Below are 22,383 nucleotides of genomic sequence, written 5' to 3' on the forward strand. Positions count from 1 at the left end.
GGCCATGGCAGGCACCGGCATGCTCCCACCGTTGTTCGAGCGCCTCGCTTCAAGCGAGGTCGACACCGTGCAGGTGTTCGATCGCCAGGGGCTGCTCGAGTCGGTGCACACGGAATTGCTGCGCCTGTTCAACACCCGACGCGGCCAACGTCCACTGACCTCCCCGCCGAGCATTCTCGACTACGGCATCGCTGACTGGACCGCCTTGCAACAGCAGCGCAGCGATGACCGTCGTCAGTTGGCGCGGGAAGTGCGCGAGGCCATCACCCACTTCGAACCGCGCCTGCAACTGGGCGAGGTTCAGGTCAATCCGGTCCCCGGCCATCCGCAGCAACTGAGCATTCGGCTACTGGGCGAGTTGCGCAGTGGCCAGCAGCATTGGCCCGTGGCATTTGTCATCGAGAAGGCCGGCGATGGCCTTGAGGTGCGTCATGAGCGACTCGATTGACCCGCAACTGCTCGATTACTACCAGCGCGAACTGACCTGGCTGCGGCACGCCGGGAGCCTTTTCGCCGAGCGTTACCCCAAGGTCGCCAGACGCCTGGAACTGTCCCCGGGGGAATGCCCCGACCCGCATGTCGAACGCCTGCTCGAAGGTTTCGCCTTGCTCGCGGCGCGCCTGCAACGGCGGCTCGATGACGATTACGCCGAATTCAGCGATGCCTTGCTCGAACAGCTTTACCCATTGGCCATGCGGCCGTTGCCCTCCTGCGCGATCGTGCAGTTCGAGCCGGACCCAAGCAAAGGCAACCTCGCCAGCGGTTACCCGTTGCCCAGGGACACGCCGCTGTTCGTCACCACAAGCAAAGGTGAAAGCATCCATTTTCGCACCAGCGCCGCGGTTCGCTTGTGGCCGCTGGAAATCAATGAAGCGCTGTTGCTGGGCAGCGATGAAGCCCAGGCCCTGACCGGTGTGGCGCAAGCGCGCTCGGCCCTGCGCCTGAGCCTGCGTTGCCTGGGTGAAAGCCAATGGTCAACGTTGGCGATCCAACAGCTGCGCGTGCATCTTGCCGCCTCCCCGGTGATCAACGCCTGCCTGTATGACCTGCTCGGCGCTCACGCCGTGAAGGTGCTGGCCGGCCCCGTCGGCAGCGTGCCGAAAGTGTTGGCGGGGCTGCCAGGCATCGTCGGTTTTGCCAACGACGAAATGCTGTTGCCGGACGAAGACGGCGTGCATCCGGGCATGCGCCTGCTCGCCGAATATTTCGCCTTTGCGGACAAATTCAGTTTCTTCGATATCCCCTTGGCCGGCGCCAGCAGCGACAGCCAGACGCTTTACCTGTACATCGTCTTCGACCGCGCCCCGGCCAACCGCCTGCACCTTCAGGCCAGCGATTTCGCCTTGGGCTGTACGCCGGTGATCAATCTGTTTCCACGAACCTCGGAGCCCCTGCGCCCGGACGGCACCCGCAGCGAGTACCGCCTGGTGGCCGACAGTCATCGGGAAAACAGCGTCGAGATTCACAGCATCCGGGCGATGCGTGCCAGTTCCAGTCAGGGTGTGTTGCGCGTTCCCGCTTATTACGGCAGCCAGCATATCGGCGGTGAAAAGCAATGCTACTGGCACGCGCGACGGGTCAGCGGCATGACTGCGAATCGTCTGGGCACCGACCTGATGGTGAGCCTGGTGGACACCCGGCTCGACCCAGTGTCCGAGGCCACCGAATACAGCCTGACCGCCGAACTGCTGTGCACCAACCGACACCTGGCCCAGAGCCTTCCGGCCGGAACGCCACTGGGCTTCGAACGACCCGGTCCCGTGGCCTGGGCTCGTCTGCGTAATTCGCCCAGCCCACAGAGTTTGCCGCGACTGGATGGCGAATCCCGCTGGCGGCTGGTGTCGCAACTGACCCTCAATCATTTGTCATTGGTCGAGGGGCCGCAGGCGCTGGATGCCCTCAAGGAAATCCTCCAGTTGCACAACCTGCGCGACGAGGCCAGCGCTCTGCGGCAAATCGAAGGCTTGCTCGGCCTTGGCTGTGAACGGGTGATCGCCCATGTCGGCGAAGATGCCTGGCGCGGCTGGCGCAATGGGCTGGAAGTTCAGTTGCGACTCGATCCGCAGCATTTCGTCGGCAGCAGCGCCGTGTTGTTTTCAGCGGTGCTGGCGCAGTTCTTTTCACTCTATGCCACGGCCAATCGCTTTGTGCGCACGGTTTTGGTCCAGTCAGACAAGGAGGTCAAGACATGGCAACCCCAAGCCGGCATGCCACTGAGCCTCTGAGTCCGAGCCTGAGTCAGAAGCTGCGGCGCGAGCCGCAGGCGTTCGAATTGTTGCAGGCATTGCTGCTGCTGGAACGCGAACACCCGCAAGCCGAATCCCTGGGCAGCGGCACCGCGCCTCAAGCGGAAGCCCTGCGCCTGCGCGGGCCGTTGACGGCGCTTTTTTCCGCCAGCCAAATCGAAAGCCTGACCCAGGAACCCGGCCAGCCACCGATGCTCAGCACACCGGTGTTTGGTCTTGGCGGACCCGACGGTCCCCTGCCCTACGCCTATCAGGAATGGCTGCAACAACGGGCACGCGCCAAGGATCATGCACCGGCCGAGTTCCTCGATCTGTTCCAGCATCGCTTGCTCAGTCTGCTGTACAAGGTGATGCGCAAACACCGAATTGCCATTGGCTTCACGGCCCCCGGCGCGTCCCCGGTGCAGGCGCAACTGCGGGCGCTGACCGGATTGTTGCCCAAAGCCTTGCAGGAACGTCAGGCCCTTCCCGATTCCGCCGTACTGGCGTGCAGCGCGCTATTTGCCGACGGTCGTCGCTCCCTCGCCGGCTTCGCCGCGATCGTGCGCGAGCACTTCGAATTGCCAGTGGCACTCAGCGCCTATGAAGGTGCCTGGCGGGAAATCCCGCCTGCCAGTCGCAGCCGCCTGCAACCGGGAGGCCGCAACCTGCAATTGGGCCGCAGCGCCGTGGCCGGCACCCGGGTCTGGGATGAACACGCCGGCATCCGCCTGACCCTCGGCCCGCTGACCTCGGCGCAGGCGGCGCGGTTTCTGCCCGATGGCGAATCCCATCCGGCACTGGCCAGCCTCAGCGCGCTGTATTTCGGCCCCGATCTGGACTGCACCCTGGTGCTGTTGGTGCGCGGTGCCAGCCCGATGAAACTCGGGCACCAGGCCCCGCCCTTGCTCAGCTGGAACGGTGGCCTGCAACGCCAGGCCAGCCTCGCCGTGCAACAGATCGAAACCCGCCTTCGTCAGCTGGAGATCACCTGAACATGGAACTGGCCAGCCTGATCGGACGCCTCAACCCGGACAACCGCCGCGCCCTCGAACGCGCCGCGCAACGCTGCCTGCAACGGGGTCATCATTACGTCGAAATCGAACACCTGCTGCTTGAGTTACTGGATATCGAGGGCGGTGACTTCGCCTGGCTGCTGCCGCGCTTTGGCCTGGAGCGTGATGCCCTGACGGCGGAAATCAACAAGGCCCTGGAACTGTTCAAATCCGGCAGCACCCGCACCCCGGCGCTCTCGGCGCAAACCATCGGCCTGCTCGAAGACGCGGTGGTTCAGGCCAGTGTGCTCGGTCTGGACAGCATCCGGTCCGGCTTGCTGCTGCTGGCCTTGCTCGACCGCGATGAACGCCGCAGCCTGCTGCTCAATAGCGCCTCGTCGCTATTGAAAATTCCGCGGGAAGCCTTGCGCAGTAACCTGCTGGAGTGGACCGAAAACTCTCGCGAACACGTCGGCGGCACGCGGCCTGTCAATGCCGCTGGAAGATCGCAGCCGAAACAGGATTCGGTGCTCGATCAGTTCACCCAGGACCTTACCGCCGACGCCCACGCCGGGCGCATCGACCCCATCGTCGGGCGCGACGGCGAGATTCGCCAGTGCATCGACATCCTGCTCAGGCGTCGGCAGAACAACCCGATCCTGGTCGGCGCGCCGGGGGTGGGCAAGACGGCCGTGGTCGAAGGCCTGGCGTTGCGCATTGCCGCTGGCGATGTACCGCCGTCGCTGCAGGACGTCAGCCTGCGGGTACTCGACCTCGGTTTGTTGCAGGCCGGCGCCGGGGTCAAAGGCGAGTTCGAACAGCGGCTCAAAGGCGTGATCGATGCGGTACGCAGCGCCGACAAACCGATCATTCTGTTTATCGACGAAGCCCACACCCTGATTGGCGCGGGCGGCGCGGAAGGCGGAAGCGACGCAGCCAATCTGCTCAAGCCAGCGCTGGCCCGTGGCGAGTTGCGCACCCTCGCCGCCACAACCTGGCTTGAGTACAAAAAATACTTCGAAAAAGACCCGGCCCTCGCCCGGCGTTTTCAGTTGGTGCAGGTCGAGGAACCGGACGAAACCACCGCCGTGGAAATGCTCCGTGGCGTGGCCGCGAAACTGGAACAGCACCACGGCGTGCAGGTGCTCGACGCGGCGATTCACGAAGCGGTGAAACTGTCCCATCGCTACATCTCCGGGCGCCAGTTGCCGGACAAGGCCATCAGCGTGCTCGACACCGCCTGCGCCAGGGTCGCCCTCGGTCAGCACGATGTACCACCGCCGCTGGAAAGCCTGCGCCATCGCCAGAACAGCCTCAAGGATGAAGTCGAACGCCTGCGTCGCGAACAAGCCACCGGGCTCGATCACCGCGAACGCATCACCCTGCTGGAAACCGAATCCGTCGGTAACGTGCAAGCCATCCGCGACCTGGAAACCCGTTGGAACGAAGAACGGATTGCCGTGCGCGAACTGCTGCAAACCCGCCGCGAGCTGCTCACCTTGAGCGAGCGCGCCGATAACGACAAACCGGACGAAGCCACCGACAGCCGCATCGATCATCTGGCCGCTGAACTGGTACGCCTGGAGGCCGGTCTGGACGCCATTCGCCAGGACGATCCGCTGGTGCCGGAACAGGTCGACGCCAAAACCGTCGCCGCCGTCATCGCCGGCTGGACCGGCATTCCAGTGGGCAAAATGCTCGCCGACGAAGCCCACGCCGTCCGCACCCTCGGCCAGCGCATGGGCCAACGGGTCATGGGCCAAAGCACCGCGCTGAACACCATCGCCCAACGCCTGCAAGCCTACCGCGCCGGCCTCACCGACCCACAAAAACCGGTCGGCGTATTCCTGCTGGTCGGCCCTACAGGCGTGGGCAAAACCGAAACCGCTTATGCGTTGGCCGACGCGCTCTACGGCGGCGAACGCAACCTCATCAGCATCAACCTTTCTGAATACCAGGAAGCCCACACCGTCAGCCAACTCAAAGGCGCCCCGCCCGGCTACGTCGGTTATGGCAGCGGCGGCGTGCTCACCGAAGCGGTGCGGCGCAAACCCTATTCCGTGGTGCTGCTGGATGAAATAGAAAAGGCACACCCGGATGTGCTCGAAGCCTTCTACAACGTTTTCGACAAAGGCGTGATGGAGGACGGCACCGGGCTGGTGGTGGACTTCAAGAACACTGTGATGCTCGCCACCAGCAACGTTGGCGCTGAGTTGCTGCTCGATACGCCCGTCGCGCAACTGGGCACCGATACGTTCAACGAAGCGTTGCACAAAGTGTTGCTGAAAGCGTTTCGGCCAGCGTTTCTCGCGCGCATGACGGTGGTGGCGTATCGGCCGCTGGATGAGGCGACGCTGGAAGGGATTGTGCTGGCGAAACTGGAAAAATTGCGCGGGCGATATAAGGCCGCGACCGGGAAACAGTTTGAGTTTGATGCCGGGATTGTGCAGGCGGTGTTGGCCAAGTGCAGTGCGGCGGGTGCGAGGGATGTTGAGAATGTGTTGATGACGCAGGTGACGGGGAAGTTGGCGGAGTGGGTTTTGGAATAAGTCAAAAGCCCCCTGTTTCGAACACTGAATTTCGAGAGAGCAGACATGACAGTTCAAGTGGTACTTCACACGTTAACGGCTATAAATAAAACGCCCCCCACCTGGAAACAGGACAAAACAACCTATGGAACGGGAAATAAAAAAAAGCCCTGTGAGCACGCTGAAATGCTGGCCTTCAATGCAAGAGGAGGTGCCAACATTATCTACCTGGCGCAAAACGCATTTCCCTGTCAAACCTGTCATGACTTTCTGATCGCCAATAGCGCGACGTGCAAAGTCATTATCAATATTCAGGCCGACGAAGGTTCGTACAGTCTGGATCACAAGAAAAAATTGGGCGTAGCAACAGTGACGGTGCCCTACACCTTCTATTACCCAGGCACCACTGCCGGGACAGCGAAAATGGTCGCGGGCAGCGATGTGGCGGATGCACCCGCCGGTTTCCCCACGCTTCCGGCCTTTACCGCCTATTGGTAAATACAAAAAGGACCAAAAGGGGACAGATTTATTTTTACTCAAAATCTGTCCCCTTTTCCGGAGTAAATCGATCGTTTTACTCCTATTTTGGAGAAAGCAAATGCCTATACACAGTGACTATTCGGATGAACAGTTTATAGCTCACGTTATCGATATAGCGGCACAACAACGAGCGGAAGACCCTGCCAAAGAGCAAACCAATGATAGAGGCAACGTCTGGGTCAGGGCCTATGCTGATTTGTGCATCGCTTACTCACGGGACTCTGGAGTCTATTACTTCGGCTACAACGGAGAAGCAGGAGGTATCACCCGGCTTGATAAACAAAAAAAACAACACGAAACACTCGATACAGAAATGGCGTATCGGCGTTTGCATCGATTGAGCGAATACATTGCCAGTCCAGCCATCAGTAGCGGCGACAACCCATTGCGGAGGCCCTTGGCTAACTGCGCGGAAGCAAATGCTGTCTCTATCGCCTTGGCCTATGACGAACGCGTAGATCGGCTGTTCCTCATGGCTTTCTATCCAGACGACGGCCCCTACAAGAAGCACCATAATTATCTGCCTCATCTAAAGCCGCCCTGTTCAAACTGCCAGACCTGGATCGGAATGACTTACGGCTATTGGATAAATGGCATCCATCTCAACGACTGAGCCCGATGAAGTTCATGCGATTAATGAGTTTGGCACGTTTGGCTGACCAACATTTTTTTCAACGGCTGCATTTCAATAACCAAAAACCAAGGTTAAACGATGCCCCGTACCACCGACAGCAACACCAGCCTCTCCCTCACCGCCACTTCGCTGTCGGCGCTTTACCCTGAGTCGCTGTCCGGCGAAGAAGCCCTCAATGCGCTAGGCACGCAAACCCTCAACGGCCTCAACGACGGCGCCTCCCTCACCCTGACCACCGCCGTCGCCACCCACGTCACCGCCACCCTGCACAACGACGCCCTGACCCGTCCAATGGACGCGCTGATCGCCGAAATCCGCCAACTCCCCGCCGACGCCACTGCCGAGCGCTATCAGCTTGTTCTGCGGCCATGGCTTTGGTGGCTGACCCTGGCCAGCAACAACCGGGTGTTCCAGAACCTCAGCACCTCAGACATCGTCACCACCATTTTCAACGCCCACGCCTTCACCGACTTCAAGCTATCACTCAGCGGCAGTTACACCCCGCGCGAGTACTGCGTGCAGTACGGCGAAACCGATTTCGCCTTCGTTTCACGGTTGCTGGAAGAGGAAGGGATTTTCTGGTTTTTCACCCACGAGGACGGCAAGCACACACTGGTGCTTGGAGATAGCAACGATGCCTTTGTGCCGATCCCCAACGGACCCAAGGTGAACTATCTCGGCCAGCAGTTGGTTGAGCGAGAACTGCACGGCATTCGCTCCGGCCAGGTCTGCGTGCAGGCGGTGGCCGGGGTGTACCGGGCAACGGATTACGAGTTCACCACGCCGACCACTTCGCTTTACGGCCAGGCCGAGGCGGTGGCCGGGCCGCGTTCGATGTACGAGCATCCGGGCGGCTATAACGCCAAGGCCCGGGGTGATGCGTTGACCAAGCAGCGGGTCGACGGCTTGCGCAGTCAGGAGAAGCGTTTTGTCGGCGAAAGCGACTGCCGCTGGCTGGTGCCCGGGCACTGGTTCACGCTCGCAGGGCACGATGATTCGACGTTGAATATCGATTGGGTGGTAACGGCGGTGACTCACGAAGCCAGCCATGACAGTTATCGCAATCGCTTCGAAGCCATCCCCAAGGCCACACCTTTTCGCCCGGTGAGAACCACACCCAAGCCGCGAATGCACACGCAAACCGCCATCGTCGTCGGCAAGTCCGGCGAAGAAATCTGGACCGACGAATACGGCCGGATCAAGTTGCAGTTCCCGTGGGATCGCGATGGCAAGAACGACGAAGCCAGTTCCTGCTGGGTGCGGGTGGTGTTGCCCTGGAGCGGCAAGGGTTTTGGCATGCAGTTCGTGCCACGGATCGGCCAGGAAGTGATCGTGACGTTTATCGATGGCGATCCGGATCGGCCGCTGGTGACCGGTTGCGTCTACAACGGCGACAATGCCCTGCCCTATGCGTTGCCAGCGAATCAGACCCAGTCCGGGATCAAGACTCAATCGTCCAAAGGCGGTGGCGGTTTCAACGAGCTGCGATTCGAGGACAAGAAGGACGCCGAAGAAGTGTTTCTGCAGGCGCAGAAAGATCTGAAGATCAATGTGCTCAACGACACCACCGCCACGGTCGGCCATGACGAAACCCTGACCGTACAGAACGCCCGCACTCGCACGGTGAAAGAAGGCGACGAGACCGTGACCCTGGAGAAAGGCAAACGCAGCGTGACCATTCAGACGGGCAGCGACACTCTGGATGTGAAGGACAGTCGCACGGTGACCGTGGGCGCGGACCAGACCCATAGCACCGGTGGCAACTACACGCACAAGGTCACCGGCGATTACAGCCTGACGGTGGACGGCAATTTGACCATCAAGGTGACCGGTACCCTGACCCTGCAAAGCGGTGGCAGTTTTGCGATCAAGAGTGGCGCGGATCTGGCGGCCGAGGCCAGCACCTCGATCAGCCAAAAGGCCGGTACGTCCCTGAGCAATCAGGCCGGCACTTCGTTGGAGAACAAGGCGGGCACGACCATGACCAACGATGCCGGGATCAGCCTGACCAACAAAGGCGCCGCGTCGCAGACCGTGGACGGTGGCGGCATGCTGACGATCAAGGGTGGTCTGGTGCAGGTCAACTGACAAGGAGAACCCATGGCCATCACGCCGCTGGATTTGCAGCAGAACGATAAACAGCTCAAAGGCCGCTTGCTCGATGGCCAGCTCGACGGTGCGTTGCACATCAAGGATGACGGGCGCGCGCAGGCCGATTTGCACTACAGCCAGGGCGAACTGCAGGGCACTACCCTGCTCTATCACCCTAACGGCAAGGTCTCGGCGCAGTTGCCGTTTGTCCGGGACAAGCTGCAGGGGGTCGCGAGTTTCTATGCGCCGCAAGGCTGGCTGCAGCGCAAGGCGACCTACCGCCGAGGGCTGCTGCATGGGGAGGCGTTCAATTACTTTCCCGACGGGCAACTGGCGGAGGCGGAGTTTTACCGCGATGGCGTGCGCGAGGGCCGGTATCAGCGCTTTCATCCCAACGGCAAACCCGCCGTCGAGGCTCGATACCTCAATGGTCAGTTGCTCGAACCGGAACAGGGTTTTGCCAGCGATGGGCGACCGCTGGATGCCGAGGGCAAGCCGATTTCCAGGATTCGCTGGTGGTTCAGGCGCTGGAGTTATCCCGAGCAGACCTGACCCCTGTAGCAGCTGTCGAGCCCCAGCGAGGCTGCGTTCGGCTGCGGAGCAGTCGTGAACCCGGCTAATGCGGTCTACCTGACGCACCGCAATCTCTGGTTTTACGACTGCTCCGCAGCCGAACGCAGCCTCGCCGCGGCTCGACAGCTGCTACAAGGATTGTGTGCGGTCAGGGAATGAGCATCTGCATTTGTCCCGGCATCACGATTTTTATTACCCCTGCCCAGTTGCACATCAGGGTGCTGTTGGCATCGATGGCCGGCATGCCGCCCAACAGCAGGGTCGGCGCGCCGCCGGGGATCCACGGGGTGGCGGTGGCCGGAATGCAGGGCATCGGCGTCAATACGCCAAGCGCCGCGGCGGTGGCGGCCGCAACCATGGGATTGGCCATGCTCATGCATGTACCGAACGGCATGATGTTCACCAACGGGATGTGATCCATGATGTTCGCCGCCGGCATGCCCCCGGTCAGCGTGCGATTCACCGGCAGCACGTTGAGTACCGCCGGTGCCGCGCCGAAACTGCATTGCAGGGTCGCGGTGGCGCAAACTTGCGGACAGCCCATGTCGAATCTCCTTCCTGGAAGCGACTTTCCTGAACCATAGTCCGCCGAGCCGGTTCGCGCACATCAGGAACGCTGATTGTCCGGCAACACGCTAACCTATAAGACCGTGCCGCGCTTGTGGCCATCCCGGCGCACCATTAGATTAGCCAATGATGTCTGGCCTCCAAAATAAGCAGAAGGGATAAGCATGGCGCTTACTGACCAGTCCACCCGTATCCGCTCCGGCGAAGAACTCGATGCCAGCCTGATCGATCCATACCTCAAGGCGCACATTCCGGGCCTGAGCGGCTTGCCGAAAATCAGCCAGTTTCCGGGCGGTGCGTCGAACCTGACTTACCTGCTGGAATACCCCGAACAGGAATTCGTCCTGCGTCGGCCACCGTTCGGTCACAAGGCCAAGTCCGCCCACGACATGGGCCGCGAATTTCGTATTCTCAATCAGCTGCGAGATGGCTTTCCCTATTGCCCCAAAGCCTATGTGCACTGCACCGACGAGTCAGTGATCGGCGCCGAGTTTTATGTGATGGAACGGGTCAAGGGGATCATCCTGCGCTCCGAACTGCCACCGGAACTGGGCCTTGATTCTGCGAAGACCGAAGCCCTGTGCAAAAGCTTTATCGACAAATTCGTGGAACTGCACCGGGTCGATTACAAGGCCTGTGGCCTGGGCGACCTCGGCAAGCCCGAAGGTTACGTCGCGCGGCAAATCAAAGGCTGGAGCGAGCGCTACGAAAAAGCCCTGACCCCGGACGCACCGAAGTGGGAAGCGGTGAAAGCCTGGCTCAATGACAAGATGCCGGCCGACCACCCGACGTCGAGCATCGTCCATAACGATTACCGCTTCGACAATGTGATCCTCGACCCTGAGAACCCGATGCAGATCATCGGCGTGCTGGATTGGGAGCTGACCACCCTCGGCGACCCGCTGATGGACCTGGGCAACACCCTCGCCTACTGGATCGAAGCCGACGACCCGGCGCCGGTGCAATTGATGCGCCGTCAGCCGAGCCACGCTCCCGGCATGCTGACCCGCCGTGAATTCGTCGATTACTACGCCGAACGCGCGGGCATCCAGATCGACAATTTCGACTTCTACTACACCTATGGCCTGTTCCGTCTGGCCGGCATCGTGCAGCAGATCTACTACCGCTTCTTCCATGGTCAGACCCAGGACAAACGCTTCGCGCAGTTCATTCACATGAACAAACTGCTGGAGCAGATGAGCCTGCAAGTCATCCAGAAATCCAGCCTCTGATCGCGGCCGCTGATCGGGCTCCATAACAAGGAAAAATCATGTCCAAGACTCAGTTGTTCGACCTCGACGGCAAGATCGCTTTCGTCTCCGGCGCCAGCCGCGGCATCGGTGAAGCCATCGCCAAACTGCTGGCGCAACAAGGCGCCCATGTGATCGTTTCGAGCCGCAAGCTCGACGGTTGCCAGCATGTTGCCGACGCGATCATCGCCGCCGGCGGCAAAGCCACCGCCATCGCCTGCCACATTGGTGAAATGGAGCAGATCACCCAGGTCTTCGCCGGCATCCGCGAACAGTTCGGGCGCCTGGATATTCTGGTCAACAACGCGGCGACCAACCCGCAGTTCTGCAACGTACTGGACACCGACCTGAGCGCCTTCCAGAAAACCGTCGACGTGAACATTCGCGGCTACTTCTTCATGTCGGTGGAAGCCGGCAAGCTGATGCGCGAACACGGTGGCGGCAGCATCATCAACGTCGCTTCGATCAATGGTGTTTCGCCGGGGATCTTCCAGGGCATCTACTCGGTGACCAAGGCAGCGGTGATCAACATGACCAAAGTCTTCGCCAAGGAATGCGCGCCATTCGGCATCCGTTGCAATGCCCTGCTGCCGGGTCTGACCGACACCAAGTTCGCTTCGGCGCTGGTGAAAAACGACGCCATATTGCAAACGGCGCTGCAGCAGATTCCGCTCAAGCGTGTAGCGGACCCGAGTGAAATGGCTGGCGCGGTGCTGTACCTGGCCAGTGAGGCGTCGAGCTACACGACTGGGGTTTCGTTGAATGTGGATGGTGGGTTTTTGTCCTGATTGGGTTCTGCGAATAAACCGAAGGCAGCCAAGTGGCTGCCTTTTTTGCTTCTCACGCGAGCACACCAACCCCGTGTAGGAGCTGCCGAAGGCTGCGATCTTTTGATCTATGGCGTCAGTTGAATCGTTAAAGATCAAAAGATCGCAGCCTTCGGCAGCTCCTACAGTGGGATCAGGCAGTGCCGGAGCCAACACAAGAATATTTATTCCATAATTTGCATATCGGGAATATTTATTCCATAAATAGCCCTCCTGAAAATAAAAACCCAAAGGACCCGGCTATGCGCGAACTCGGTATCGGACTTATCGGCACAGGTTTCATGGGCCGCGCCCACGCCTTGGCCTTTCGTAATGTCAGCGCCGTTTTTGAATTGCCGCTGAAGCTCAATCTCGCCGCCCTCGCCGACGCCGATCCGCAGCGCGCCCGACATTGCGCCGACGCGTGGGGCTTCGATGCCGCCCACAGCGACTGGCAACAGCTGATCAATGACCCCAAGGTCAATCTGATCGCCATCACCACGCCCAATCATCTGCACTACCCCATGGCCATGGCCGCCCTCGCCGCCGGCAAGCCGGTGTATTGCGAAAAGCCGCTGGCGGTGAACCTCGAACAGGCCAGCGCCATGCGTCTGGCCGCTAAAGCCGCGGGCGTGGTGACGCGGGTCGGCTACAACTATCAACACAACCCGATCATCGGCCTCGCTCGGGATTTGATTCAAAGCGGAGCGTTGGGACAGATCATCAGTTTCCAGGGCGAATTCAGCGAAGACTTCCTGGCCGATCCCGCTTCACCCTGGTCCTGGCGTTGTGACGCTGATTACGCCGGCGGTGCCTTGGCGGACCTGGGCAGTCACTTGCTGGCCATGGCCCGTCATCTGCTGGGCGAAATCGAGGCGGTGTGCGCGGACACCCAGACCGTGCATGCGCAACGCCCCGTTACGTTAGGAGGCCAGGAACGACGCGAGGTCGCGGTCGACGATCAGGTCCACGCGTTGCTGCGGTTCGCCAACGGCGCGCGAGGCACGTTCAGCAGCAGTTGGCTCAAACACGGTTACAAGAATCATCTGAGTTTTGAAATCAGCGGCACCCGGGGCACTTTGGCGTTCGATCAGGAACGCTTGAACGAACTGCGGATGTATCGCGCAGGGCAAGGTGGTTTCCAACGGCTGCTGGCAGGGCCGGATCTACCGGGTTATGCCGCCTTCAGCCCGGCACCGGGCCATCAGTTGGGTTACAACGAACTCAAGACTTTGGAAGTGCATGAGTTGGTGATGGCGCTGGCCGGCCTCGGTCAGGACGGGACAGATTTCGAGCAGGCATGGGAAGTCGAACGCCTGGCGACAGCGATGCGTCTGGCGGCGCGCGAGTCGCGGTGGGTCAGGATCGAAGAAGTCTGAATCGCCGCTCGGGCCACACACGCCAGTCGCGCAATAGGCAACTGGCGGTACACGCCATTGCTTACTGAGTGACGCAACGGGTCAGGGTGGTGGTCCGCGTCACCTGCCCTTCAGCCCTCATGTCACCCTGTACATCGGTGTTTTCGGAGGTCTGACAGGTGCGAACCGGTGGCGGTGGTGGCGCAGCGGGTGGCGGTGGCGGCGGACTCGCGCAACCACCCAGAATTGCCGCGCAAAGTAAGAGTGACAGTGGCGAAAAAATACGTATCCCAAGACTGTTCATAGGCTGACCCGCGGTAAGTAATCGACATTTTCCGCGACACAAAAACCACACCGCACAAAGGCGACCCCGTCACAGAAAAGAAATACCTCGCATTCCTTATAGCCCAGCCAGCCGCCAATGCCAGGAAAAGCAGCGGGAAACAAGCCTGCGCCTACAACGCACTGGACCGATGCAGGCCAATGCTCTCAAGCTCATACCGTAACTCTTCAATCAACGCCGTCACCGCCTCCGGCGTCCTGAGGTTCGCCATGTTCAACCCGCTGACCACCAGATCCACCTGCCCCGTCGCTGGATGATAAAGCTTCACCGTCAACGAATTATCCCCGGTGAGCGCACACTCACAGGCCAACGGCAAAAAACTGCGCTCCAGTTGCATACGCAATTGCGCCAGATGATTCATCCCGCTTCACCTTGGCGACGACCTGAAATCGCCTCAATGCTTGAATTGTTTTTACCCATGTGGCTGTTCCTTTAGCTGCATCGAAGAGGACGCGATACCGACCCGAAGCCACGTATCGCACCTTCACAGCCTAAAAAAAACAGCCCCTGAGCAGAACACCAAAATGCACCATCCCAACTAGTGCATTTGCATCTTAACGTTGCCCCTTGGGCCGCCTCTCGCTGGAGAACAGACCCCGTTCGCGAGCCCATACAATCGCCTCACTGCGGCTGTGCACGTCGAGTTTGGAATACACCGTCGAAACATGATTGCGCACCGTATTAGGCGCCAGTTTCAGGCGTGCGGCGATTTCCTTGTCGGCCAGGCCTTCACAGATCAAACCGAGCACATCGCGCTCTCGCGCGGTCAGTTGGGTGAACGACACCGTGGGCAACTGCGGTGAATTGACATTCTTCACGTTGGCGAGTTTTTCGATCAGCGTGCGGCTGAACCAGGAGGCATCTTTCATCACCTCTTCAATGGCCGACACCAATTCCAGCTCGGTGCGTTTGCGCTCCGTGATGTCCATCAACACCAGCAGGTAGCAAAGACTGTCCTGAATGTTCACGGTGTCTGCCGAAATTGCACAATCGATCAGCCCGGCCTCTTTCCTGCGCACTCGGACATCGACGCGATCCACGCTGCCGTTTTTCTCCAGGGCCGCAAACAATTGCGTGCGAGCGCCTGCATCATCGATGAAACCAAGCTGCGCCACGGTTTTGCCGAGCACCTCTTCACTCGGGCACGCGAGGGTATCGAGAAAGGCTTCGTTAACATCCATTACCACTTGATCGTCGGCGCTGCATATCAGGATCGGCACCGGGGTGAGGCGAAAGGCTTTGGCAAACCGTTCCTCACTCTGGCGCAGGGCAATTTCAGCCTTGTGCCGCAGCTCCATGTCGACGAAGGAAAACAGCATGCAAGCTTCGTCGTTGAGCTCCAGTGGTTGCCCGGCAACGATCACCTGTTTGCTGCCACCGTCGGGCAATTGCAGTTCGGCCTGCATTTGCGCAATGGTTACCCCGTCACGCAAACGCTGCTTGGCCAGTTCCTTGTTTTCAGCCCGCTCCAGCACATCCAGTTCATAGGTCGAAGCGCCGATTACTTGCTCACGGGCATAACCGGTCATTTCCAGGAAGCCCTGATTGACTTTGATGTAGCGCAAATCGCTGAGGCGACAGATCACCGCCGGGGCCGGGTTGGCATTGAAGGTCTTTTCGAAACGTTGCTCGGCGCTGGCCCATTCGGTGACGTCATTCATGATCAGCACCAACGACTCCGGCTCGCCGACGCGGTCGGTCAGTACCATGCTACGCACCCTGTGGACCCACGTGCGCTCGTCGTTTTTGACTGGCGTCAATTCAACCAGTACTTCGCTGAACACCTCGCCGCGGGCAACGCGGCTGATCGGATAATTCTGCGGCGCAACCGGATGATGGTTGCGATAGCGCAAGGCAAACCGCTTCGCATATTCCTTGGCATTGGCGCCCAGCTCACCGATCCGGCTGACCCCGTGCATGGTCAGCGCGGCGTCATTGGCCCACAGGATCGTCTGGTCGAGCTCCAGCAGAATCACTCCGTCGGAAAGACCGGCGATGATCTGCTGCAACTGGCGGCGATTGGTTTCGGTGGTCAGGACGTCCTGGCTCATTGGAGCTCCACGGTTGCGGGGGGCGCAGTTACGCGCGGCCCTGTGAAGATTACGACCATTGGTGGCTCTGATAGTGCGAATCAAGCGGGTGTCGGGACCAGAAGATAAAAAGATCGCAGGCTTCGCCAGCTCCTACGGGAGGGCGTACATCCGCGTGATCACGCGGTGTACCCAGTCACGGTTGCGTACACCCGCGTGATGACGTGCGTGCTCGGTCAACGTAGGAGCTGCCGCAGGCTGCGATCTTTTCGGCGGCTTCGAAATACTCCGAAAACGCTTTCATCCGCTCCACTCAAACTAACGACTAACGTTTATCTGACAACACACCTCATGGAGGCCAAGGAATGGCTATTGCTGCAAAAGGATGTCGCCTGCGCAAGGCTCGATTTTCCGAATCTGGTCGTATTTATCTACTGACCGTCGTCGTTCATCAACGAGAGCCGGTATTCGCAGATTGGCGGATGGGACGGCTTCTGGTCGACCAACTGCGCTGTGCCGATCAAGCCTCGATGGTCAACTCGTTGGCATGGGTAGTGATGCCGGATCATCTGCATTGGTTATTGGAGCTCCAGCACGGGACCTTGGCCGAGCTGATGTGCCGCATCAAATCCAGAAGCAGCCGATCGATCAATCTTGTGCGTCGCAGCCAAGGCCGATTATGGCAACGAGGATATTACGATCGGGCTTTGCGTCGCGATGAAGACATCAAGGATGCAGCGCGTTACATCATCATGAATCCCTTGCGCGCGGGATTGGTGAAACGGGTGGGTGATTATCCGTTGTGGGATGCCATTTGGATTTGAAAGCTCAAGATCAAAAGATCGCAGGCTTCGCCAGCTCCTACAGGAATTGGGTACATCCGCATGATCACGGGTGTACCCGATCAATGTAGGAGCTGCCGCAGGCTGCGATCTTTTCGCCTGACAAATCGGAAGATCAAAAGATCGCAGGCTTCGCCAGCTCCTACGGGGAATGCATGTATCCGCATGATCACGGGTGTACTCGGTCAATGTAGGAGCTGCCGCAGGCTGCGATCTTTTCGGGTCGATGCATTACCGCACGTCGAACCCCGCCTCCAACCCCGCCAACTTATCCGGATTACGCATGATGAAAATCCGGTTCACCTGCCCCGCTGCGTCAAAACCAAAACTCAGCGACGCGACGAGTTCGCCGTCAGCTTTGATGATCACGCCTTGAGCGCCATTGATTTGCGTGGGCAGCCATTCATACGTCTGCCAGTAGGCATGCAGCGACTGACCGATGAAATCCAGCACACTGTTGGTGCCCAAAAGGGTTTCGCGGATGGCCGAGGCCTTGCCGCCGCCGTCGGCGTAGAGTTCGACGTCTTCGGCCAGCAGCGCGGTCAGGGATGCGGTTGAGCCGCTGGCGATGGCGCTGCGGAAGGCGCTCAGCAATTGGTCCTGACGCGCCGGCTCCGGTTGATAGCGGATTTGCCCGTTACCCAGACCGGCCTTGGCTCGGGATACCAATTTGCGACAAGCCGCTTCCTGAACCCCGATCGTCTCGGCGACTTGCGCGTAATCCAGGTCGAAAATTTCGTAAAGCAGGTACGCGGCGCGCTCTTTGGGAGTCAGCCGTTCCAGCAAGAGCAGGAACGCGGTGGACAATGACGAGGCCAGTTCATGCAGGTGCTCGGGTGAATGCTGATGGGTGGTGTGAATCGGCTCTGGCAGCCAGGTGCCGATGTAATCGACCCGTGACGCGTGCGCCGAACGCAGCAGGTCAATGCAGTGCCGGGTGCAGGCTGTGGTGAGCCAGGCGGCTGGCGTGGCAATGGAAGCCCAATCGGCCTCCAGCCATTTGATGAACAGCTCTTGCACCACATCCTCGGCTTCGGTGCGCGAGCCGAGAATGCGATACGCCAGACCAAGCAAAAAGGGCCGGCGCTGCTCGAATACAGCGGCGGCGTTTTCAGCGGAGTTCATCGATCAGTGCCTCGACACCTGCAAACGGTTCCACAGGTTGATCATGCCGATCTCGGCCGTCAAGGCACCGATCTGCGCGTCGTTGAAATGCTCGCGCAAGTCGCCGCGCAGGCTGGCGTAATCGGTCTTCTCATCGAGTACGGTCAGGGCTTCGGTCCAGGCCAGTGCGGCGCGTTCCGAGGCGCTGAAATCGCTGACATGGCGCCAGACAATCAGGCGATCCAGGCGCTCGTTGGTTTCATTGGCCTCGCGCGCCTCGCGGGTGTGCATCTTCACGCAGAAACCGCATTGGTTAATCTGCGAGGCACGCAGGTGCAGCAGGTGTTTGAGGGTCGGGTCCAGGTCATGTCTGACAAGGGTGGCATGAACCTGGGTCAGGCTTTCGAAAACCTGAGGAATGGACTGCAGCAGATTGACCGGTTGGGTGTTGGACGACATCGTGTTGCTCCGTAATTTGAGGGATTCAACAGGATGACGATTGAGGATTCGGTTTTGTGACGCGGGTACCCAAAAGCAGCCCTATGCTCAAACAAAAAAGAGTGGTTTAGTGCCGTTCTTTGCCCGTCTGGAGAGTTGCCATGATGCTTGATTCGCTTCACTTCACCCCGTGGTCCGCTTTAGCCGGAGGTGTACTGATCGGTCTGGCGGCCAGCGTCATGGTTGTGGCCAACGGACGCGTTGCCGGAATCAGCGGGCTGATCGGCAGCCTGCTTGAGCGCAATGATTCGGGACGGGGCGAAAAAGCCCTGTTCCTGCTCGGCCTATTGGCGGCACCGTTGTTGTGGGCTTTGTTTCAGGTGTGGCCGGCCATCGAATTCAAAACCGGTGCCCTGGGCCTGATCGTCGCCGGATTGTGCGTCGGCGTCGGCACTCGTTATGGCTCCGGCTGCACCAGTGGCCACGGCGTGTGCGGTATCTCGCGACTGTCGCCACGCTCCATTGCGGCGACATTGAGCTTCATGTTCGCCGGTTTCGTGACGGTGTTCGTCCTGCGTCATTTGCTGGGGTTTTGAACATGCGCAAACTGATCGCATTCCTCGCTGGCCTGCTGTTTGGCATCGGCCTGTTGCTGGCTGGCATGGCAAACCCGGCCAAAGTGCTGGGTTTCCTGGACATTGCCGGTGTGTGGGATCCATCCCTCGCGCTGGTCATGATCGGGGCCATTGCCGTGGCCTGGGGGCCGTTTCATTGGGCCATGAAACAGCCGAGGTCCTTGCTGGGGGCGCCTATGCAGTTGCCCATCAGCCGAGAACTGGATCGGCGTCTGATCGGGGGCAGCCTGCTCTTCGGAGTCGGTTGGGGCATTGCCGGCATCTGCCCCGGCCCGGCGCTGGTGTTGCTACCCACGGGGCATTGGCAGGCCTGGATATTCGTCATCGCCATGCTGGCGGGGATGCTGATGTTCAAAGCATTGCAAACCCGCCGTTGAGCATCCCGCCAACCGATGACTCAAGCCGCTTGCTTGCCGCTGGCAATCGCCTGCGAAGCCGCCAGCATCGCCCGCAACAACACCGCACACCCGGCGGCCAAATCATCGGGGGTGGCGTTTTCGATTTCGTTGTGGCTGATGCCGCCCTCGCAAGGTACGAAGATCATCCCGGCCGGGCCGAGTTCGGCGAGAAAGATTGCGTCGTGCCCGGCTCCGCTGACGATGTCCATGTGCGACAAACCCAACCCTTGAGCGGCGCCGCGCACCGCTTCGACGCAGCCCTTGTCGAAGTACAGCGGCGGGAAGTCGGCGGTGGGGGTCAGTTCGAAGGTCAGGCCGTGTTCCTCGCAGGTGGTTTCGATGACTTCGCGAACCTCGGCGATCATTGAATCGAGTCGAGCCGGCTCCAGATGACGGAAATCCAGGGTCATGCGCACTTCACCGGGAATCACGTTGCGTGAGCCGGGGTAGGCTTGCAGGCAGCCGACGGTGCCGCAGGCGTGGGGTTGGTGGCCGAGGGCGGCGCGATTGACCGCGCCGACGATTATCGCGGCGCCGACCAGAGCGTCCTTGCGCAGGTGCATTGGCGTCGGACCGGCGTGGGCTTCGACGCCGCGCAGTTTCAGGTCGAACCATTTTTGCCCCAGCGCGCCCATCACTACGCCAATGGTTTTGTGCTCGTCTTCAAGAATCGGGCCTTGCTCGATGTGAGCTTCGAAATACGCGCCGACGGCATGGCCGCTGACCTTGCGCGGCCCGGCATAGCCAATGGCGTTCAGGGCTTCGCCGACGGTCACGCCCTGGGCATCGACCTTGGCCAGGGTTTCTTCGAGGGTGAATTTTTCCGCGAACACGCCGGAGCCCATCATGCAGGGAGCGAAGCGCGAGCCTTCTTCGTTGGTCCAGACCACCACTTCCAGCGGTGCTTCGGTTTCCACACCCAAGTCATTGAGGGTACGCAAGACTTCGACCCCGGCCAGTACGCCAAAGCAGCCATCGAACTTGCCGCCCGTGGGTTGGGTGTCGATGTGGCTGCCGGTCATTACCGGTGGCAGGTTCGGATTGCGGCCCGGACGGCGGGCGAAGATATTGCCGACGGCGTCGATGCTGACGGTGCAGCCGGCCTCCTCGCACCAGTTCACGAAGATGTCCCGGGCCTGGCGGTCGAGATCGGTCAGGGCCAGCCGGCAGACGCCGCCCTTGACCGTGGCACCTAGTTTGGCCAGGTCCATGAGCGACTGCCACAGACGGTCGCGGTTGATGTGCTGATGGGTGGATTGCAGAACGTCTATGGCCGCGTTCATGGTGATCTCCTCAGGCAGTTGTTATAGGTTTCTTCTGATAGTTCCCACGCTCTGCGTGGGAATTCATCCATGGACGCTCTGCGTCCGCTTCTGGGACGCGGAGCATCCCGGGCTGCATTCCCACGCAGAGCGTGGGAACGATCAAACTCACACCGCCGATTTCACAGCAGTCGGACTCGGTCGCATCACACTCAATCCGTAATAAATCAGCCCACCCAGGACCGAGCCGGTGAACCAGCCGTAGCTGTAGAACCAGCTGAACGCATCGCTGCCCAGCGATAGCAGGGTCAACGCCACTGGCACGCCGAACGCGATAAAACCGAACCAGTTCCACGCCGGGTAAACGTCATCACGGTAGAGGCCGGCCAAATCCAGTTGCTGTTTCTTGATCAGGAAATAGTCCACCACCATGATCCCGGCGATCGGGCCCAGCAGGCTCGAATAGCCCAGCAACCAGTTGGAATACACCGTCTCCAGGCTCAAATCCGAGACGATCAACCCCAGTTTTTTCAACAATTCATGAGCCATCAGCGCCAACCCGACCAAACCCGTGAGCATCACCGCTTTGGTGCGGTTGATGACCTTGGGCGCAACGTTCTGGAAATCGTTGGTCGGCGAAACAATGTTAGCCGCGGTGTTGGTCGACAACGTGGCGATGATGATCAGCGCCATGGCCAGTGCGACCCAGACCGGGCTCTGGATATGGCCGATCAGGGTGACCGGATCAGAGACGGTGACGCCCACCAGTTTTACCGACGCGGCCGTCATCACCACACCAAGGGAGGCGAACAGGAACATGGTCAGGGGCAAGCCTATAATCTGCCCGACGATCTGATCCTTCTGGCTTTTCGCGTAGCGGCTGAAGTCCGGAATGTTCAGCGACAAAGTCGCCCAGAACCCGACCATGGCGGTCAGCCCCGCGGCAAAGTAACTCACCACACTGGCCCCTTCCGGACGCTTGGCCGGGATCGCCATCAATTCACTCATCGATACGTTCGGCATCGCCCATACCAGCAACCCCACGCCCACCAATACCAACAACGGTGCCGAAAGGGTTTCCAGCCATTTGATTGAGTCCGCGCCGCGAATCACCACCCACAGGTTCAAGGCCCAGAACAGCATGAAGCCGATCACTTCACCGGTGCCGCCGAGGGCTTTCCAGTCATCGAACACTGACCCGAGAAACAGGTGAATCGCCAGCCCGCCGAACATCGTTTGAATGCCGAACCAGCCGCACGCCACCAGGGCACGAATCAGACACGGAATGTTGGAACCGAGGATGCCGAAGGAGGAGCGCAGCAACACCGGAAACGGAATCCCGTACTTGGTGCCGGGGAAGGCGTTCAGGGTCAGCGGGATCAGCACGATGATGTTGGCAAACAGTATCGCCAGCAGCGCTTCACCGACGCTCAGGCCGAAATAAGCGGTGAGCACGCCGCCGAGGGTGTAGGTCGGCACGCAGATCGCCATGCCGACCCACAGCGCGGTGATGTGCCATTTGTTCCAGGTTCGCTCGTGCACCTTGGTCGGTGCCATGTCGTGGTTGTAACGGGGACTGTCGAGCACGTCGCTGCCGGCTTCAAGCTCAAACAAGCCGTCGCGCTCGGTCACTTGCGATCTGATCTGTTGCATGGCCGCTCCACTGTTCTTTTGATTATTTTTGCTCATCAGGGGCTGGCACAACGTGCGCCAGCCGACGATGGCCGGAGAAACTGACAACGTTCATGGACCGGCCAAGGTGTC

21 protein-coding genes are annotated in these 22,383 nt (G+C 60.1%); 14 read left to right on the forward strand and 7 right to left on the reverse strand.

Annotated elements, in window-relative coordinates; translation table 11 throughout:
* The first annotated feature begins 4 nt into the window (after positions 1 to 4).
* From tssE to FHW68_RS01060, 8 genes are all read left to right on the forward strand, one after another.
* Positions 5 to 448, forward strand: a complete 444-nt coding sequence (gene tssE, locus FHW68_RS01025; protein ID WP_095635013.1) for a type VI secretion system baseplate subunit TssE — start codon at positions 5 to 7, stop codon at positions 446 to 448.
* Positions 432 to 2,225 (forward strand): type VI secretion system baseplate subunit TssF, encoded by a 1,794-nt coding sequence (gene tssF / locus FHW68_RS01030; protein ID WP_183678200.1) that lies wholly within the window; start codon positions 432 to 434, stop codon positions 2,223 to 2,225. The genes tssE and tssF overlap by 17 nt, the downstream gene beginning before the upstream one ends.
* Positions 2,189 to 3,220 carry a type VI secretion system baseplate subunit TssG gene (gene tssG, locus FHW68_RS01035; protein WP_183678202.1) on the forward strand — a complete coding sequence of 344 codons (1,032 nt, stop codon included), beginning with the start codon at positions 2,189 to 2,191 and terminating at the stop codon, positions 3,218 to 3,220. Before tssF ends, tssG begins: the two co-directional genes overlap by 37 nt.
* Before the next feature lie 2 nt (positions 3,221 to 3,222).
* A complete protein-coding gene (gene tssH, locus FHW68_RS01040; RefSeq protein WP_183678204.1) occupies positions 3,223 to 5,769 on the forward strand; it encodes a type VI secretion system ATPase TssH in 2,547 nt (848 codons plus the stop codon).
* A gap of 45 nt (positions 5,770 to 5,814) precedes the next feature.
* Positions 5,815 to 6,246 carry a hypothetical protein gene (locus tag FHW68_RS01045; RefSeq protein WP_143517901.1) on the forward strand — a complete coding sequence of 144 codons (432 nt, stop codon included), beginning with the start codon at positions 5,815 to 5,817 and terminating at the stop codon, positions 6,244 to 6,246.
* Between the two features lie 100 nt (positions 6,247 to 6,346).
* Positions 6,347 to 6,901, forward strand: coding sequence for a hypothetical protein (locus tag FHW68_RS01050; RefSeq protein WP_095635008.1), 555 nt, complete (start codon positions 6,347 to 6,349; stop codon positions 6,899 to 6,901).
* A 99-nt stretch (positions 6,902 to 7,000) separates the two neighbouring features.
* Complete coding sequence (gene tssI, locus FHW68_RS01055) at positions 7,001 to 9,010, forward strand: type VI secretion system tip protein VgrG (RefSeq protein ID WP_183678206.1); 2,010 nt, start codon at positions 7,001 to 7,003, stop codon at positions 9,008 to 9,010.
* 12 nt (positions 9,011 to 9,022) lie between these two features.
* Positions 9,023 to 9,565 (forward strand): toxin-antitoxin system YwqK family antitoxin, encoded by a 543-nt coding sequence (locus FHW68_RS01060; RefSeq protein ID WP_095635006.1) that lies wholly within the window; start codon positions 9,023 to 9,025, stop codon positions 9,563 to 9,565.
* Between the two features lie 169 nt (positions 9,566 to 9,734).
* On the opposite strand, the gene FHW68_RS01065 is transcribed toward FHW68_RS01060, so the two are convergent.
* Positions 9,735 to 10,130, reverse strand: a complete 396-nt coding sequence (locus FHW68_RS01065; protein ID WP_095635005.1) for a DUF4280 domain-containing protein — start codon at positions 10,128 to 10,130, stop codon at positions 9,735 to 9,737.
* A gap of 187 nt (positions 10,131 to 10,317) precedes the next feature.
* Between FHW68_RS01065 and FHW68_RS01070 the strand changes: the two genes are divergently transcribed.
* From FHW68_RS01070 to FHW68_RS01080, 3 genes are all read left to right on the forward strand, one after another.
* Positions 10,318 to 11,385 carry a phosphotransferase family protein gene (locus FHW68_RS01070; protein ID WP_183678208.1) on the forward strand — a complete coding sequence of 356 codons (1,068 nt, stop codon included), beginning with the start codon at positions 10,318 to 10,320 and terminating at the stop codon, positions 11,383 to 11,385.
* 38 nt (positions 11,386 to 11,423) lie between these two features.
* A complete protein-coding gene (locus tag FHW68_RS01075) occupies positions 11,424 to 12,191 on the forward strand; it encodes an SDR family oxidoreductase (protein WP_095635003.1) in 768 nt (255 codons plus the stop codon).
* A 281-nt stretch (positions 12,192 to 12,472) separates the two neighbouring features.
* A complete protein-coding gene (locus FHW68_RS01080; RefSeq protein ID WP_183678210.1) occupies positions 12,473 to 13,588 on the forward strand; it encodes a Gfo/Idh/MocA family protein in 1,116 nt (371 codons plus the stop codon).
* Positions 13,589 to 14,022: 434 nt separating this feature from the next.
* Here FHW68_RS01080 and FHW68_RS01085 read toward each other — a convergent pair whose 3' ends face one another.
* Positions 14,023 to 14,271: a DUF1652 domain-containing protein gene (locus tag FHW68_RS01085; RefSeq protein WP_183678212.1), complete on the reverse strand. Its 249-nt coding sequence runs from the start codon at positions 14,269 to 14,271 to the stop codon at positions 14,023 to 14,025.
* 193 nt (positions 14,272 to 14,464) lie between these two features.
* Positions 14,465 to 15,961: a helix-turn-helix transcriptional regulator gene (locus FHW68_RS01090; protein WP_183678214.1), complete on the reverse strand. Its 1,497-nt coding sequence runs from the start codon at positions 15,959 to 15,961 to the stop codon at positions 14,465 to 14,467.
* Positions 15,962 to 16,305: 344 nt separating this feature from the next.
* Here FHW68_RS01090 and FHW68_RS01095 point away from each other — a divergent pair, with 344 nt between their 5' ends.
* Entirely contained in the window at positions 16,306 to 16,764 is a 459-nt protein-coding gene (locus tag FHW68_RS01095) for an REP-associated tyrosine transposase (protein ID WP_183678216.1), read from the forward strand.
* Positions 16,765 to 17,013: 249 nt separating this feature from the next.
* Here FHW68_RS01095 and sigJ read toward each other — a convergent pair whose 3' ends face one another.
* Positions 17,014 to 17,907 (reverse strand): RNA polymerase sigma factor SigJ, encoded by an 894-nt coding sequence (gene sigJ / locus FHW68_RS01100; protein WP_183678218.1) that lies wholly within the window; start codon positions 17,905 to 17,907, stop codon positions 17,014 to 17,016.
* 3 nt (positions 17,908 to 17,910) lie between these two features.
* Entirely contained in the window at positions 17,911 to 18,345 is a 435-nt protein-coding gene (locus FHW68_RS01105) for a carboxymuconolactone decarboxylase family protein (protein ID WP_095634998.1), read from the reverse strand.
* A gap of 140 nt (positions 18,346 to 18,485) precedes the next feature.
* Between FHW68_RS01105 and FHW68_RS01110 the strand changes: the two genes are divergently transcribed.
* Positions 18,486 to 18,920, forward strand: a complete 435-nt coding sequence (locus tag FHW68_RS01110) for a YeeE/YedE family protein (RefSeq protein WP_183678221.1) — start codon at positions 18,486 to 18,488, stop codon at positions 18,918 to 18,920.
* 2 nt (positions 18,921 to 18,922) lie between these two features.
* The gene (locus FHW68_RS01115; protein ID WP_183678223.1) at positions 18,923 to 19,336 is read left to right on the forward strand and encodes a DUF6691 family protein; all 414 of its coding nucleotides are present in this window, start codon (positions 18,923 to 18,925) and stop codon (positions 19,334 to 19,336) included.
* A 20-nt stretch (positions 19,337 to 19,356) separates the two neighbouring features.
* On the opposite strand, the gene FHW68_RS01120 is transcribed toward FHW68_RS01115, so the two are convergent.
* Both FHW68_RS01120 and FHW68_RS01125 read right to left on the reverse strand, forming a co-directional pair.
* A complete protein-coding gene (locus FHW68_RS01120) occupies positions 19,357 to 20,640 on the reverse strand; it encodes a Zn-dependent hydrolase (RefSeq protein WP_183678225.1) in 1,284 nt (427 codons plus the stop codon).
* Positions 20,641 to 20,787: 147 nt separating this feature from the next.
* Positions 20,788 to 22,272, reverse strand: a complete 1,485-nt coding sequence (locus FHW68_RS01125; protein WP_095634817.1) for an NCS1 family nucleobase:cation symporter-1 — start codon at positions 22,270 to 22,272, stop codon at positions 20,788 to 20,790.
* Positions 22,273 to 22,383: the final 111 nt, after the last annotated feature.

The sequence above is a fragment of the Pseudomonas sp. Tn43 genome (assembly GCF_014192635.1).
In the GTDB taxonomy this organism is placed as follows: Bacteria; Pseudomonadota; Gammaproteobacteria; order Pseudomonadales; family Pseudomonadaceae; genus Aquipseudomonas.

Bases quoted from the DNA above. Each gene is read 5' to 3' on its own strand.
- tssE (WP_095635013.1), top strand. From the start codon at position 5: ATGGCAGGCACCGGCATGCTCCCACCGTTGTTCGAGCGCCTCGCTTCA.
- tssF (WP_183678200.1), top strand. From the start codon at position 432: ATGAGCGACTCGATTGACCCGCAACTGCTCGATTACTACCAGCGCGAA.
- tssG (WP_183678202.1), top strand. From the start codon at position 2,189: ATGGCAACCCCAAGCCGGCATGCCACTGAGCCTCTGAGTCCGAGCCTG.
- tssH (WP_183678204.1), top strand. From the start codon at position 3,223: ATGGAACTGGCCAGCCTGATCGGACGCCTCAACCCGGACAACCGCCGC.
- FHW68_RS01045 (WP_143517901.1), top strand. From the start codon at position 5,815: ATGACAGTTCAAGTGGTACTTCACACGTTAACGGCTATAAATAAAACG.
- FHW68_RS01050 (WP_095635008.1), top strand. From the start codon at position 6,347: ATGCCTATACACAGTGACTATTCGGATGAACAGTTTATAGCTCACGTT.
- tssI (WP_183678206.1), top strand. From the start codon at position 7,001: ATGCCCCGTACCACCGACAGCAACACCAGCCTCTCCCTCACCGCCACT.
- FHW68_RS01060 (WP_095635006.1), top strand. From the start codon at position 9,023: ATGGCCATCACGCCGCTGGATTTGCAGCAGAACGATAAACAGCTCAAA.
- FHW68_RS01065 (WP_095635005.1), bottom strand. From the start codon at position 10,130: ATGGGCTGTCCGCAAGTTTGCGCCACCGCGACCCTGCAATGCAGTTTC.
- FHW68_RS01070 (WP_183678208.1), top strand. From the start codon at position 10,318: ATGGCGCTTACTGACCAGTCCACCCGTATCCGCTCCGGCGAAGAACTC.
- FHW68_RS01075 (WP_095635003.1), top strand. From the start codon at position 11,424: ATGTCCAAGACTCAGTTGTTCGACCTCGACGGCAAGATCGCTTTCGTC.
- FHW68_RS01080 (WP_183678210.1), top strand. From the start codon at position 12,473: ATGCGCGAACTCGGTATCGGACTTATCGGCACAGGTTTCATGGGCCGC.
- FHW68_RS01085 (WP_183678212.1), bottom strand. From the start codon at position 14,271: ATGAATCATCTGGCGCAATTGCGTATGCAACTGGAGCGCAGTTTTTTG.
- FHW68_RS01090 (WP_183678214.1), bottom strand. From the start codon at position 15,961: ATGAGCCAGGACGTCCTGACCACCGAAACCAATCGCCGCCAGTTGCAG.
- FHW68_RS01095 (WP_183678216.1), top strand. From the start codon at position 16,306: ATGGCTATTGCTGCAAAAGGATGTCGCCTGCGCAAGGCTCGATTTTCC.
- sigJ (WP_183678218.1), bottom strand. From the start codon at position 17,907: ATGAACTCCGCTGAAAACGCCGCCGCTGTATTCGAGCAGCGCCGGCCC.
- FHW68_RS01105 (WP_095634998.1), bottom strand. From the start codon at position 18,345: ATGTCGTCCAACACCCAACCGGTCAATCTGCTGCAGTCCATTCCTCAG.
- FHW68_RS01110 (WP_183678221.1), top strand. From the start codon at position 18,486: ATGATGCTTGATTCGCTTCACTTCACCCCGTGGTCCGCTTTAGCCGGA.
- FHW68_RS01115 (WP_183678223.1), top strand. From the start codon at position 18,923: ATGCGCAAACTGATCGCATTCCTCGCTGGCCTGCTGTTTGGCATCGGC.
- FHW68_RS01120 (WP_183678225.1), bottom strand. From the start codon at position 20,640: ATGAACGCGGCCATAGACGTTCTGCAATCCACCCATCAGCACATCAAC.
- FHW68_RS01125 (WP_095634817.1), bottom strand. From the start codon at position 22,272: ATGCAACAGATCAGATCGCAAGTGACCGAGCGCGACGGCTTGTTTGAG.